13 protein-coding genes are annotated in these 13,276 nt (G+C 59.5%); 9 read left to right on the plus strand and 4 right to left on the minus strand.

All coding sequences use genetic code 11. From position 1 onward, the window contains the following. Positions 1-29 precede the first annotated feature (29 nt). Positions 30-554 (minus strand): MarR family winged helix-turn-helix transcriptional regulator, encoded by a 525-nt coding sequence (locus KSW38_RS19615; protein ID WP_216926629.1) that lies wholly within the window; start codon positions 552-554, stop codon positions 30-32. 996 nt (positions 555-1,550) lie between these two features. Next, complete coding sequence (gene mftR, locus KSW38_RS19620; protein ID WP_216926630.1) at positions 1,551-2,126, minus strand: mycofactocin system transcriptional regulator MftR; 576 nt, start codon at positions 2,124-2,126, stop codon at positions 1,551-1,553. A 610-nt stretch (positions 2,127-2,736) separates the two neighbouring features. On the opposite strand from mftR, the gene KSW38_RS19625 reads away from it, so the two are divergent. Both KSW38_RS19625 and KSW38_RS19630 read left to right on the plus strand, forming a co-directional pair. After that, positions 2,737-3,069: a hypothetical protein gene (locus KSW38_RS19625; protein ID WP_216926631.1), complete on the plus strand. Its 333-nt coding sequence runs from the start codon at positions 2,737-2,739 to the stop codon at positions 3,067-3,069. A gap of 96 nt (positions 3,070-3,165) precedes the next feature. After that, positions 3,166-3,729 (plus strand): P-loop nucleotide/nucleoside kinase family protein, encoded by a 564-nt coding sequence (locus tag KSW38_RS19630; RefSeq protein ID WP_216926632.1) that lies wholly within the window; start codon positions 3,166-3,168, stop codon positions 3,727-3,729. 368 nt (positions 3,730-4,097) lie between these two features. Here KSW38_RS19630 and istB read toward each other — a convergent pair whose 3' ends face one another. Together istB and istA are read right to left on the minus strand one after the other, a co-directional pair. After that, positions 4,098-4,886: an IS21-like element helper ATPase IstB gene (istB, locus tag KSW38_RS19635; protein WP_216926633.1), complete on the minus strand. Its 789-nt coding sequence runs from the start codon at positions 4,884-4,886 to the stop codon at positions 4,098-4,100. After that, positions 4,886-6,103 (minus strand): IS21 family transposase, encoded by a 1,218-nt coding sequence (gene istA / locus KSW38_RS19640; protein ID WP_216926634.1) that lies wholly within the window; start codon positions 6,101-6,103, stop codon positions 4,886-4,888. Before istA ends, istB begins: the two co-directional genes overlap by 1 nt. 416 nt (positions 6,104-6,519) lie before the next feature. Here istA and mftA point away from each other — a divergent pair, with 416 nt between their 5' ends. The 7 genes from mftA to mftG are packed head-to-tail and all read left to right on the plus strand — an operon-like array spanning position 6,520 to position 13,250. Next, entirely contained in the window at positions 6,520-6,636 is a 117-nt protein-coding gene (gene mftA, locus KSW38_RS19645) for a mycofactocin precursor MftA (protein WP_216926635.1), read from the plus strand. 15 nt (positions 6,637-6,651) lie between these two features. After that, positions 6,652-6,954: a mycofactocin biosynthesis chaperone MftB gene (mftB, locus tag KSW38_RS19650; protein ID WP_216926636.1), complete on the plus strand. Its 303-nt coding sequence runs from the start codon at positions 6,652-6,654 to the stop codon at positions 6,952-6,954. Further along, entirely contained in the window at positions 6,951-8,186 is a 1,236-nt protein-coding gene (mftC, locus tag KSW38_RS19655) for a mycofactocin radical SAM maturase (protein ID WP_216926637.1), read from the plus strand. The genes mftB and mftC overlap by 4 nt, the downstream gene beginning before the upstream one ends. 33 nt (positions 8,187-8,219) lie before the next feature. Continuing rightward, the gene (gene mftD, locus KSW38_RS19660; RefSeq protein WP_216926638.1) at positions 8,220-9,422 is read left to right on the plus strand and encodes a pre-mycofactocin synthase MftD; all 1,203 of its coding nucleotides are present in this window, start codon (positions 8,220-8,222) and stop codon (positions 9,420-9,422) included. Next, the gene (mftE, locus tag KSW38_RS19665) at positions 9,419-10,174 is read left to right on the plus strand and encodes a mycofactocin biosynthesis peptidyl-dipeptidase MftE (protein WP_216926639.1); all 756 of its coding nucleotides are present in this window, start codon (positions 9,419-9,421) and stop codon (positions 10,172-10,174) included. Before mftD ends, mftE begins: the two co-directional genes overlap by 4 nt. Further along, on the plus strand, positions 10,171-11,586 hold the full coding sequence (gene mftF, locus KSW38_RS19670; RefSeq protein ID WP_216926640.1) for a mycofactocin biosynthesis glycosyltransferase MftF: 1,416 nt from the start codon (positions 10,171-10,173) through the stop codon (positions 11,584-11,586). The genes mftE and mftF overlap by 4 nt, the downstream gene beginning before the upstream one ends. Continuing rightward, entirely contained in the window at positions 11,583-13,250 is a 1,668-nt protein-coding gene (mftG, locus tag KSW38_RS19675) for a mycofactocin dehydrogenase MftG (protein WP_254186726.1), read from the plus strand. Before mftF ends, mftG begins: the two co-directional genes overlap by 4 nt. Positions 13,251-13,276: the final 26 nt, after the last annotated feature.

Here is a 13,276-nt window from a genome sequence, read left to right on the forward strand (position 1 = left end):
TCGGGAGTGCCATCACCCCGTGAGACTCGTCAGCTGTCCTCGTCGTCGCGTGCCGCAGGCCCATCCTTCGAGAACCCGCCCCGCTCGTACATGGAATTCAGCCTTCCCATGTAGCGCGCCAGTTCTCTCAGTTCGTGCACGGGCCATTCACCCAAGCGATCCCGGAAAACCCGCCTCCGGGCATCCTGGACCTGACGCATTCTCTCCTCGCCCTTGGGCGTGAGGCGGATGGACTGTGCACGGCGATCCAGCGGGTCCGCTTCCTTGGACAGCAGGCCGATGTCTTCCAAAAATGCAACCTGTCTGCTGACAGATGGTTTGCCGACTCCAATGTTCGTTGCGAGCTCTGTCAGCCGAATGGAGCCCACGGAGCGGATAACCTTCAGGAGCCCATAGGCGGCCGACTCCATATCGGGGTGGACCTTCCGGGACAGCTGGTTGGCTACGGCCCTTGCCTGCATCCAAAAGAGACTGAACTGGTGTTCCAAGTTCTGAAGCTCCGTTTCAACAGCGTCCTCATCGACGCGCGGCGGAGTAGCGTACAGGTTGCTCATCGCAACGATTCTAGAGTGAGGAGCTATCAATGTATACACAAAATGACTTATATTCAGTTTTTTCATGCGTGCGTGCCCTTGATGTATACAATCCTTTTTATGCGTCCTCCGAACGGGCCTACAACCTTCGTGAAGACATCGGTGAGTAGCGTCTTTTGCCGGGAACTGTTCTGGCTGAAGTCGAACAATCGGAACGGCTTGGCCTCTCCCGCACTCCTCTCGGGGAGGCACTTGGCAGGCTAGGCGGCAAGGTCTCACGCAGACTGCTCAAGATCGCGGTGTCGTCGTTACTGGTATTTGTTGGAGGACGTCGACGAGCTCTTCGAGGTGCTCGAGGAGCTAGAGTGCAGGGCAGCAGCTCTGGCTGCGCAACGAGGAGAGAGGAGCGTCTTCGTTGCGCTTCACGCGGAACTCCGTGACGCCCCGATGCTCCTCAGCGCAGCTGACCTGCCCGCGGCGGCTATTCCGCGCCGGTGGGCCGGTTGGTTGAGGCCATCGAAGCCGCCATCTCCAGCTCCTATCTTGCCCAGGCCATGCGCTCCCAACTGAAGACACAACCGTTCTCCCATCGGCGCGAAACAATCCGCCGCGCTCGGTGCGCAAGAGCTCATCATGGTAGCGGGCCTGGGACCGTGATGTGGAAGAAATGAGGGAATCCCGTGCCGCCGAAGAGTCAGGCTCGCGCACGAGTGCCCAAGTCAATTGCGGGCCGCCAGCATCCATCATGTCGAACGTGACTTCCGCGGTGAAGACACGGTCCGGAAGCGTGTCGTAGTCAGACCGGTAGACGGCGTGCGTAGCGCGTAGCCGGCGAGGATTTCCAGCCGGTCGGCGATTTCGGTAGCTTCATTTTCACGTCAGGCAACATTTCCTTTGCCCGTCATAGTGCGCCGGCCGCCGCCGAACGTCAGCTCAGGAACTGTCGGATTTTTCGGTCGGAGCTTGTGCCTGTGCAGCGGCGGTGCACCGGTACCCTAGGGCCGCGGTTCTCTAGGTTCACTGATGCAGGTAATCGGTAAGCAAGTCCATCGACTCGTCGATGAGATGGTGCAGCGAATCGTCCGGGCGCATCAGCCACTGCTCGTACGCCGTCAGTGCCAGGGCCAAGGAGACGTGACCGACAACCTGCGGCAGCGCGTTGTGCGGAGCGGTTGCCGTGCGACTAGCAACAAAATCCGCGATGACTTGGCGCCATTGGGTGAATCGGATTGCCGAATGAGCCTTCAACGCCGGTGTCTGTAGGATCAATCTCATGCGCTCAAGGTGCGGGGGCTGCGCGTCCTCCGGAAAGCTGTTGAAAGCCAGGATGCCACGGTGAACTGCCTGGTGGAGGGGAATTTCCGGCGGCATGGAGTCCAGAGTTTCGCGGAAATGCTCCAGAGTGGAGTCAAACTGCCCCCAGGGGATGTCGTTTTTGGAGGGGTAGTAGCGGAACAGGGTGCGGCGCCCGACCCCCACAGATTCTGCGATAGCGTCGAGCGTCGTCGCCTCAAATCCCCGCTGGGCGAATATCCGGAAGGCCGCCTGTTCAATATCGGCATGCGACGTTGCTTCTGGGCGTCCAAGCGCCAAGGACCGTGTCTGACTGCGATGGGCCAACTGTCTCCTCCTCGGGGTTCTTCATTTTGACAACGAATGCATCTATCGTTGTCACCACTGGTGCATTTATTCTCCCGCACCACTTCGAAAGACCCCAACACCGTAGAAGAAGTGTTCGACTGCGTCTCTGCCGCGCACGAGTTCTGGCCGGAGCGCCGATGGGGTTAAAGGCCCGACTTTTAACAGAAGCCAAGTGACATTAGGGCCGCCGATTTCTTCGCCGGAGTCGGATGCGGCCGCGATTGACATCTAGACACTTACCCTGCTCGGAGCGCATTTGACATGCCGGCAAATTCCAGCGGGGCATTGCGAACTCCTCATCGCGTCCTTGACCCAATCTCGATGATGCCAGCGCATCGATCGCTTGGACGGAGACACGAGTAACGGCCATGCGGTGGGTGCCTACGGGGATTGACAATTCGGATCGGGTTGATCCCGACGACGCTGTTCACCGCTCCCAAACCCCTTGGCGGTGCCGAACTTGTTGAGCCGGCGCGCGCACCACTGCCGCAACCGAAGAGAAAAAATGACCAAACTAGCCAGCTAAGGAACAATCGGCGGTATCGGACGTGGATTGGAACCAGTGAATGACTGGGCCAGGCTGCCGGGGTTCGTCGTGGAAATCTGTGGCAGTCACAAACTCGTCGACCGTGGCATCGTTGGCATGGTGACTCCGGACGGTTCGATCCTTTGGCTGGCCCAGGAAGGCGCCGGGCACCGCCAAATCGTTGAGAAGGACCTCCGACGTGTACCCAGAAATGCATACGCCGCCGACCACAGCCTGGCATTAGGTCAGAGGAATGGAATCTTCTTTTATTGGCACAGATTGGAAAACACCTTCGGCCTTCAAGCTGCGACATCCGGCACGCCGCAGCCCGCTGTCCTCTCCTGCGGATCAATGGTTCGTGTACTTTAGGATCTCCGCTTCGCCTTGTGTTCCGATGATTTGTTAAGCGGCCGACACGCTGATTCTTCTTTACTGCCGGAGCGGTTGAGCCGCCCATAATGGCGTATGCCTTCAAAAGCCTTACTTTTCCTTCTCGTCGGACTTCCGGCTTCCGGCAAGTCGACTGAAGCCCGCCGGCTGGAAGAGACTGAGCGCGCACTCCGGCTTAGCTCAGACGAATGCATGATTCCTTTGTTTGGCCGAGATGACCCCGACAGCAAGCGGAACGTGGTGGAAGCCCAGTTGATTTCAATTGGTTTCAGGGCCGTTCAGCTTGGCTTAAACGTAGTACTGGATCTGGGATTATGGTCTAGGGATGAGCGCTCGGCATTGGTATGGCTGGCCGAAGAACTAGGCGTCCAACCGAAGATCGTCTACCTGCCGATCGATCCAGCAACACAACTGGAGCGCTCACTGCGCCGCCTAGCCAAGGATCCCGACCAGGTCTACCCTGTATCAGTTGAGCGCTTCGAATCCTTTCTTGACTACTTCCAAGAACCCACGCCGGAGGAGATCTCAGGAGCGGCACAGTACCAGCCTCCGCCTGGATGGGTCGGATGGTCTGAATGGGCTATGGGGCGCTGGCCTAGCCTTCCGCATGTTGACAGGATGAGAACCGGGCGGGACTAAGCTCGGACGACTCCTGCAGGCAGGCACGTTTCGGCCAGGTTCTCGAGACGTCGCCTAGGCGGTCGACCTGGGGCATCCCAGCCGGATCACTTCCCACGTAGTTTGGCACGCCGCCTTGTTCAACCCAGGAACCCACGGCCTCTGACTGACCCACGGTTTAGGGCGTCGTGAAGTAGCCATGGGGGCGTTCCGCCGCCCATTCATCCTCGAAATGCTCCTGAAGGGGCCTCGTCTCAAATCAACCTCATGCGCGCACAGGTGCTGCGGCATGGGATTTTGATCAAATGGGCACGCCCCCGGGGGCGTGTCAGCGCTGGTCGAAAAGTGAGCCGTTTCGTGGGTTGAAAAGTGAGCCACGTTGACGTTGGTTATTCTCCCGTATTTTCTGGTCTTGTCGAGGGTAATGAGTCCGTTTGGGTGTGCTTGAGCCGGTAGCTGGTGCCTTTGAGGGTGATGACTTCGGCGTGATGGACGATCCTGTCGATCATGGCAGAGGCCACGACCTGGTCTCCGAAGACATCACCCCAGCGGGCGAAAGGCAGGTTGGAGGTCAGGATCAGCGAGGCGTGCTCGTAGCGTGAGGAAACGAGTTGGAAGAACAGGTTCGCTGCGTCCTGCTCGAACGGTATATAGCCGACCTCGTCGACGATGATCAGCCCATAGCGCCGCAACCGGATGAGCTCCTGCGGCAACCGTCCGTTCTGATGCGCTGCCTGAAGCCGGGCAACCCAATCGATGGCGGTAGCGAACAAAACCCGGTGGCCCAGTTGTGTAGCGCGCAGTCCCAGCCCGGTCGCGAGATGGGTTTTCCCGGTTCCGGGCGGGCCGAGCAAGACGATGTTGGACGCCTCGGTCAGGAACGCCCCGGTGGCCAGATGGGCGATGGTGTCGCGTTTGAGGCCGGGCTGGTGGTCGAAGCTGAAGTCCTCCAACGATTTACGGGCCGGGAACCCCGCGGCCCTGGCACGGGCTTCGGCTCCGGAGGCTTCGCGGGCGGCGACTTCCCGGGAAAGGACCGCGGCGAGGTATTCCTCATGGGTCCATCCGGTCTCTCGTGCCTGCTCAGCGAGCCGGGCTGCCGCTTCCCGGATCCGGGGTGCTTTCATGGCCCGGGAGTAGTACTCGATCTGGCCGGCGGTTTCTTTGGTCCCGGGCATTATGCGACCTGCCCGTCATCGAGTGCGACGCCGAACGCACGGTCGTAGTCTGCAAGGTCCCGCATCCCCGCGGTGTCTTCGGCTGGTGCGGGGTTTTGGAAGGCTTTGCGCAGGGTCCGGGCAGCGTCGACGTGGTCCGGGTCGGTGATGGTCAGTCCGGTGCCCCAGGACCGCGGGTGGACTCCGACGCTTCTGCCGTCCAGGGTGATGCGGATCGTGTCCAGGTCTGCGGTGATCTCGACGAACCTGCCGATGGCCTGCGGGTGGACGGAGTAGTCATTCGATACCACCCGGACGTAGTAATCCCGTGGGAGCCTGATTCTCGCGGCGAATCCTGTCACTGGCTGGACCGGCGGCAGGGCCAACATCGCCGCCTTGTCCTGGGGAAGCAGTTCCGTGGGCCGGGCCCCGGTCCGTCGGACCAACCGGGCATTGGCCTTGGGCAGCCACTGGCCGAGCTGGGTGTTGAAGTCCTCGGGTGAAGCGAAGGACCGACCCGGCAGGAATGATGTTTCCAGGAACCCGTTGGCTCGTTCCACCACTCCCTTGGACTCCGGGTCGTAGGGCTTGACCTGCACGATCTTGGTCGCGAGGACCCCCGCGAAGGCGGACACACCGGCCGCGAAGCTGTTCCGGCGACCGATGCCGGTTTCGTTATCCCAGATCAGTCGCCGCGGAACGGCGCCCAAACCACTAAGGAGCTCCCACATGCCAGCGAGCAGATCCCCGGTCATGCGGGACGGAATCATCCGCGCCATGATGAACCGCGAATGCGAGGACACCATCACCAGCACCGGCAGGATTTTCGGCTTCCCGGACCCGACCGGGATCCGCACCTCCGGGAACCATAAGTCGCATTGGGCCTGGTCGCCCGGTTCGTAACTGATCCGATCCGCGGGATCGACCGGTGCGTACTCTGGCCGGATCCTGGCCACGTTCTCCCTGAACCAAGCCGGTGACCCAGTCCACCCCACCCGCTCTGCCATTACGGTGGCTGGCATCCGCGGGTTCTCTTTCAGCAACGCCCGAATGGCCGGCTCGACGGCTTTGATCCCGGAGTCCTGCGGCGCGCGCACATACACCGGCGGCCCCTCGGCTCTGACAGCCTTGGCAACCGTATTTCTCGATACCCCCAGCCGCGCGGCTATAGACCTCATCGACTCACCCTCGGCAAGATGCAACCGCCGAATAAGCGCCCAATCCTCCACAGTGATCACCCACCCAATCGTTTGGAACGAGTGGCTCAGTTTTCAACCGTCACAATGGCTCACTTTTCGACCGTCACCGACAGGGCGACCAGGTACCGTAGCGAGATCCCGGCGGTCCTATGGAGCCGGCTCCCAAGGGCGCGTTTTGAATGGAAATGCGGCCACGAGCCACCCACACGCCTGCTGATTCAGCAGTGAGCTGCTGCTCATCGCCGTCGCATCCACTTTCTGCTGCCCAAACGCGCGATCCAGACATGGACCGCTACGTTGGCAGCAGCCCAGACGCAGTCTGCAGGATCATTGTGAGGTCATTTCTTCGCCCGATTCCCACAGCCCCTATCTTTTTTGCCCTGAGTGCCACTACTCTGAGTTCACCCCCGGAGCTCAACCGGAGACGACCAACCCATACCCAGAGGATAAGAACCATGGAGTACGTGAACCCGAACCTTGAAACATCCGCAGCAGCGGACAAGGACACCGAACTAGTGGCAGAGGATCTCATCGAAGACGTGTCAATCGATGGCATGTGCGGCGTCTACTAAGCGGACCGCCAACTCATGAATACGACCAGCCCAGACACCATGCTTGATGAAGCGTGGGTGCTGTCCCCGGCGGTGGCGTTGAGGCCTGAGCCATTCGGTGCCATGGCCTACCACTTCGATAACCGGAGACTGACTTTCCTGAAGCGGCCGGAAATCGTGCGACTGGTGGAGTCATTGGCGGGATGCGCCACAGTGCGGGAGGCAATGGTGGTGGCCCGTTTACCAGAACACCAGTGGCCCGCCTACATCACAGCGCTGCGAAGTCTGGCTGAAACAGACATGATCCGCGCCCGCGCCCGTGAAGGAAAAGAGCAATGACCCAAAGTATCAGCACTCCCGTGAAACGCCCGTCCGGCGGATCTTTGGTGGACCAATTCGAATTCGGATTGGACGCACCGATTTGCTTGACATGGGAACTGACCTACGCCTGCAACCTGGCATGCGTGCATTGTTTGTCTTCTTCCGGTCGGCGGGATCCGCGCGAACTGACAACTGAACAATGCGAAGCCGTGATTGACGAGCTTCAGCGCATGCAGGTGTTTTACGTCAACATCGGAGGTGGAGAACCTACGGTCCGTCCCGACTTCTGGCACCTCCTTCGGTATGCTGTCGACCACCAGGTTGGCGTGAAGTTCTCCACCAACGGAATCCGCATCGATCAGGAAAAAGCGGCTCTCCTTGCCTCCACGCCTTACGTGGATGTCCAGATCTCCCTCGACGGGGCCACTGCCGAGGTCAACGACTACGTCCGGGGACCCGGCTCCTATGACACTGCGATCCGCGCCCTTAAGAACCTCAAAGAAGCTGGTTTCAGGAACGCCAAAATTTCCGTTGTTGTTACCCGGCAAAACGTTGACCAACTCGACGAATTCAAACGAATTGCCGATGAACATGGGGCCCTACTGCGGCTGACCCGGCTGCGCCCGTCCGGGCGCGGCGCCGATGTGTGGGACGAACTGCATCCTCTTCCTGAGCAACAACGGACCATCTACAACTGGCTGATGGCCAATGGGGAAAACGTCCTCACGGGTGATTCCTTCTTCCACCTCGCCGCTTTCGGGGAAAGCCTTCCCGGGCTTAATCTTTGTGGCGCCGGGAGGGTGGTGTGCTTGATCGACCCTGTTGGAGATGTCTACGCGTGCCCCTTTGCGATCCACGACACGTTCCTGGCAGGAAACGTTCTGGATGAGGGGGGATTTAAGAAAGTCTGGCAGGAGTCGGACCTGTTCACCGATCTGCGTAATCCCCAGACGTCGGGGGCCTGCACTCGGTGCACGTTTTTTGACAGCTGCCGAGGCGGCTGCATGGCGGCCAAATTCTTCACAGGCCTCCCCTTGGATGGTCCGGATCCTGAATGCGTGCAGGGGTACGGCGAAGTGGCCCTCGCTGCAGACCGTAGCAGGCCCCAGCCCAGCCAAGACCACTCACGTTCCAGCCTACCTAAGCGGGTGCAACCCGTCATGGTCCAGTTGAGTCTTCGGCGTCCAGAAGTTACAGATCCTCCGGTGTCGGCCTGTGCAGCAAGCCCTCTGGCCGGATTCCGGCCCTAGACGTTAGCACAAAACACTTTTGAAAGGTTAGACATGTTTAAGAATCCTTGGGCCAAAAACCCCTGGTTCGAATCTGTAGCTGAGGCGCAGCGCCGGGCGAAGAAGCGATTGCCAGCTTCTGTCTACGCCGCCCTTGTTGCCGGCTCCGAGCGTGGGACAACCCTTGATGACAATATCTCGGCCTTTGCTGAGCTTGGGTTTGCGCCGCACGTTGTCGGTCAACCACCTGAACGGGACCTGGCCACCACTGTCATGGGTCAGAAGATATCCTTTCCGGTCATGATTTCCCCCACGGGTGTCCAAGCGGTGCATCCCGAAGGCGAAGTTGCCGTCGCTCGCGCCGCGGCCGCGAGGGGAACCGTTGTCGGGTTGAGTTCCTTCGCTTCAAAATCCGTTGAGGAGGTCGCCGCGGCAAACAAGAAGACGTTCTACCAGATGTACTGGACTGGAACGCGGGAGCAGATGCTCAGCCGCATGGATCGAGCCCGCGCTGCGGGCGCGAAAGGCCTGATCATCACCACTGACTGGTCATTTTCCATGGGGCGGGACTGGGGAAGCCCCGAAATCCCTGAGAAAGTCAACCTCAAGGCGGCCATCAGGCTCGCACCCGAAGTTGCACTCAAGCCCCGGTGGTTAGCCTCGTTTGCCCGTGACTTGCCTGACCTGACCGCTCCCAATCTCGCACCTATTGGGGAAAAGGGCCCCACGTTCTTTGGGGCCTACTACGAGTGGATGAAGACGCCCCCACCGACGTGGCAGGACATCGAATGGATGGTCACAGAGTGGGGCGGGCCGGTCATGCTAAAGGGTGTCTGCCGCATTGACGACGCACTGCGTGCCGTTGACGCGGGTGTCACTGCGATCTCGGTCTCGAACCACGGCGGTAATAACCTCGATGGAACCCCTGCACCGATAAGGGTTTTGCCAGCTATCGCCGACTCTGTGGGCCATCAGGTGGAAGTCGTCCTCGACGGCGGCATCCGGCGTGGCAGCGATGTGGTGAAGGCTCTGGCTCTGGGAGCCCGTGCTGTCATGATCGGGCGGGCATATCTGTGGGGACTCTCCGCGAACGGGCAGGCTGGTGTTGAAAATGTACTGGACATCATGCGTGGAGGCATCGATTCCGCACTGATGGGCCTCAACGTCGCATCGGTACAAGACCTTCGACCGGAACACTTGATCATCCCCGAATCGTTTCCGCGGGTACTGGGCCTGCCCGCCACCACCCGGTCATGACAACTGCACCGCACTTGCTGGGCAACCTCACTTGGCAGGAACTTCACACAAGACCATTGGTTCTTGTACCCTTGGGCTCGACCGAGCAACATGGACCCCACCTGCCGATTGACACCGACACTGTTGTGGCCGCGGCACTGGCGGTGGCTTTGGCCGGCGCTATCGCCGAAGAAACGCCCCAAGGTGTCGTAGTCGCCCCGGCTGTGAGCTATGGTGCAAGCGGAGAGCACCAGTCCTTTCCAGGGACGACGTCCATCGGGCTTGAAGCTCTACGAATCCTGGTGGTCGAGCTCGTGCGGTCCCTTTCGACATGGGCGGGCCCCGTCATTCTAGTCAACGGCCATGGGGGCAATGTCTCCGCGTTGTCGGCCGCTGTGCAGCAGTTGATCGCAGAGAAACACGATGTTGCCTGGCTCCCATGTACACCAAGAAACGGTGACCTTCACGCCGGAAAGGCCGAAACATCACTCATGCTTCATCTTCAGCCGGAAAGCGTGCGGGCTGCGAAATGTGGAGCCGGAGACAAACGGTCTTTGGCCGAGATACTTCCACTCCTTCAGGCCGGAGGCGTGGGATCCGTTTCACCTTCCGGGGTGCTCGGTGATCCTACCGACGCAACAGCTGATGAAGGCCGCAAGATCTTCCATGAGATGGTCGTCGATTCCCAGCATCGGTGCCTGCACGGACGAACCAACATTCACGGAATGCTCACCCTACAAAACAATCCTGCTTCAACATGGGTGTCGGCGTGAAGATTAGCGGTTTTGGTTTGCCACACGGATTCGCCGTTGAGCTCAATGATCTCGTCCGGACTGGGCGTACCGGACGAGACCTCGTTGGTGGCTCCCCCACGCGCGTGCTCTATCTCTCAGCGTCAGCTCGTCGGCTCATCACGAACGGAAGGGCCGTCGTCGCTGATGACAATAGCCGCAAGCTCGTGGACCACCTGCTGGATGCCGGCATGGCGGACCCTTGCCTCTCTACCCTTCCGGCCGCAGACCCCTCGTCAGTCACAGTCGTAGTCCCCGTATACGGACGACCCCTTGCCTTGGACAGGTTGCTCGCCAGCATGGCAGGAAAGTACGACGTTGTAGTTGTTGACGATTGTTCCCCTGATCAGGAAGCCATCCTGGCCGTCACGGAAAAACATCATGCGCGTCTGGTACGTCTCCGGGAGAACGGTGGTCCAGGCCACGCACGCAACGAAGGCCTGAAGCGCGTTAACACTCCCTACGTTGCTTTTGTTGATTCAGATATTGTCGTGGCCACGGACACGATCGAAATCCTTTCCAAGCATTTCGCCGACCCCAGGGTTGCCTTGGCTGGACCCCGGATACATGGGTTGAAACGCGGGTCGGGAATGACCTGGATCGAACGCTACGAACATGCAAAATCGTCACTCGATCTTGGAGGCCGACCTGGTACGGTGCGCCCAAGGTCCCCTGTCTCCTGGCTACCGGGAGCTTTCCTGCTTGCCCGAACGCATGCCATATCAGAAGGATTTTCATCTACGTCCCGCGTTGGGGAAGATGTCGACCTCGTATGGCGTCTGGTTGAAGACGGGTGGCGTGTCAGGTTCGAGCCGGAGGCAAAGGTATGGCATGAGCATCGGCAATCCCTGACCACTTGGCTTTCCCGAAAAGCCTTCTACGGAACCTCCGCACATCCTCTGGCTCTCCGTCATTCGACAGCGGTCGCACCGGCTGTCCTAACACCTTGGTCGGTCGCGGTCGTAGCGGTGACATTACTCCAGAAAAGATGGTCCATCGCGGCGGCATTGGCGATCACCGCAGCCGCAGGCGTGCAAATCTCGAGAAAGCTAAGTCGCAGCGAGCAACCGATTCAGTTGGGCCTCTATCTAGCGACCAGGGGATCCATAGCAGCTTACGCGCAAACTATGGGCCTGCTCCTTCGTCATTGGTGGCCGCTGGCTCTTCTTGGCTGCATCTTCTCCCGACGGATGCGCCGCGCCGTTGCTGTCGCTTGCCTTGCCGATGCTGCCTGGGAATACCGCCGGTCCAGGCCACATCTCGATCCGCTTCGTTTTCTGCTCGCACGGCGGCTGGACGACGTCGCGTATGGGGCCGGAGTGTGGTTCGGCGCAATTAAAGGAGGAGCGATTCGCTGTCTGCTGCCCGATATCCGTTGGCGAACTTCCAAATGACATTGGTGAATACTGCGGTCAGGACTACTGAAACCTTGAGTCAAAGACGCGACGTTACGCGGACATACGGAAATGATGAAGCCTATGACGTTTTGGTCGTCGGGGCAGGGGGTGCCGGCGCCCCTCTAGCGGCACGCCTGAGCGAAAATCCCCGCTGTTCTGTCCTGCTACTCGAAGCCGGACCCGTACCCACTGAGGCCACAAACTTTCCATCGGAGCTGCTGAACGCCGGGACCGTAGAAGGAGCCGCTCCCGACCATCCGAACAACTGGTCATTCAAGAGCAACCTAATGGCGGGTCGGCCATACACGCTAGCACGCGGAAGGATCCTTGGAGGTTCGACTTCGATCAGCGGAACGTACTTCATTCGTGGCAGAAAGCAGGATTTCGATGGGTGGTCCTCGCGCGACAGCGACGAATGGGCCTGGGATAGAGTACTGCCGTTCTACCGAAAGCTCGAGAATGACCTGCAGTTTGGGGACGCGGAGGGGCACGGCCGGCGGGGACCAATGATTATCTCCCGCCCGCCGCAGGATCATCCAGCAAATCAAGCCTTTGCCGAAGCTGCTAGAGAACTCGGATTTCCTCTGGAACCAGACAAAAATGGCCAACACTCCCCCGGTTATGGCCCGATGCCCACCACCAGTCCCCGAGGCCTTCGGATAAACACCGGTAGCGCCTACATTAGTCGCGCCCTGGTTCGCCCAAACCTCACCGTTCGCGGCGGATCATACGTACGAAAGGTGCTATTTGACGGAAAACGTGCCACAGGAGTAGAGGTTCTTCGTGAAGGACGGGTTGAAGTCATCCGAGCACGAGAAATCGTGCTCGCCGCAGGCGCCATAAAAACTGCCCACATCTTGCTCGTCTCCGGTCTAGGACCCGAAGCGGAGCTGGGGGCGTTGGGCATCCCCGTAATTAGAAACCTGCCAGGAGTAGGAAAGAACTTCAGCGATCATCCCAATATCGCGGTAACTTGGAGTTCAAAAACCCCGATTGTGGATTACGGCACGCCCCAATCGATGGGTGGGGTCCTCAACTTCACGGCGTCTGGCTCTAACGTCATTGGCGACCTTGAGATTATCCCGCTGCTGAAACCGATGAGCTACATGCTCCACGGGGCAGATCAAGACAGCCAGGATCTTGCTTTTCTTGTGTCACTCCAAGCAGCGACTTCACGTGGTGATATCACCTTGGAGTCATCTGACCCCGACGCGCAACCGCGCATCGAATTCAACTATCTCTCTACGCTAAGCGACATCGAACGCATGAGGCAAGCCGTCCGTGTCGCTGTCCGACTTCTAAAGTCAACGGCTTTTCGGCCACTGTTCCACAGGCTTCCAGATCTTGCGGATGAAACGGTGGCCGACGACGATCTGCTGGACATGTGGATCCGGAACCACCTTGGAACAGCCTTCCATACTTGCGGGACAGCAAAATTCGGCACACCTGACGATCCTGAAGCAGTGGTAGACCAATTCGGCCGGGTTTATGGCGTCGAGGGACTCCGCCTCGCAGATACATCAATCCTGCCTTGGGCGCCAACGCGTGGACCAGCAGCCACAGCGATAATGATCGGCGAACGAATCGCTCACTTCATGCTGAATCCCGAGTCAACACCAAGACGACGGCACTCGGGTGGTATCCGTTCGATTCGAGACTAACCCAACCGCCCGTTTCTATCCTTCTC

The sequence above is a fragment of the Paenarthrobacter aromaticivorans genome (genome assembly GCF_019038615.1).
Lineage (GTDB): Bacteria > Actinomycetota > Actinomycetes > Actinomycetales > Micrococcaceae > Arthrobacter > Arthrobacter aromaticivorans.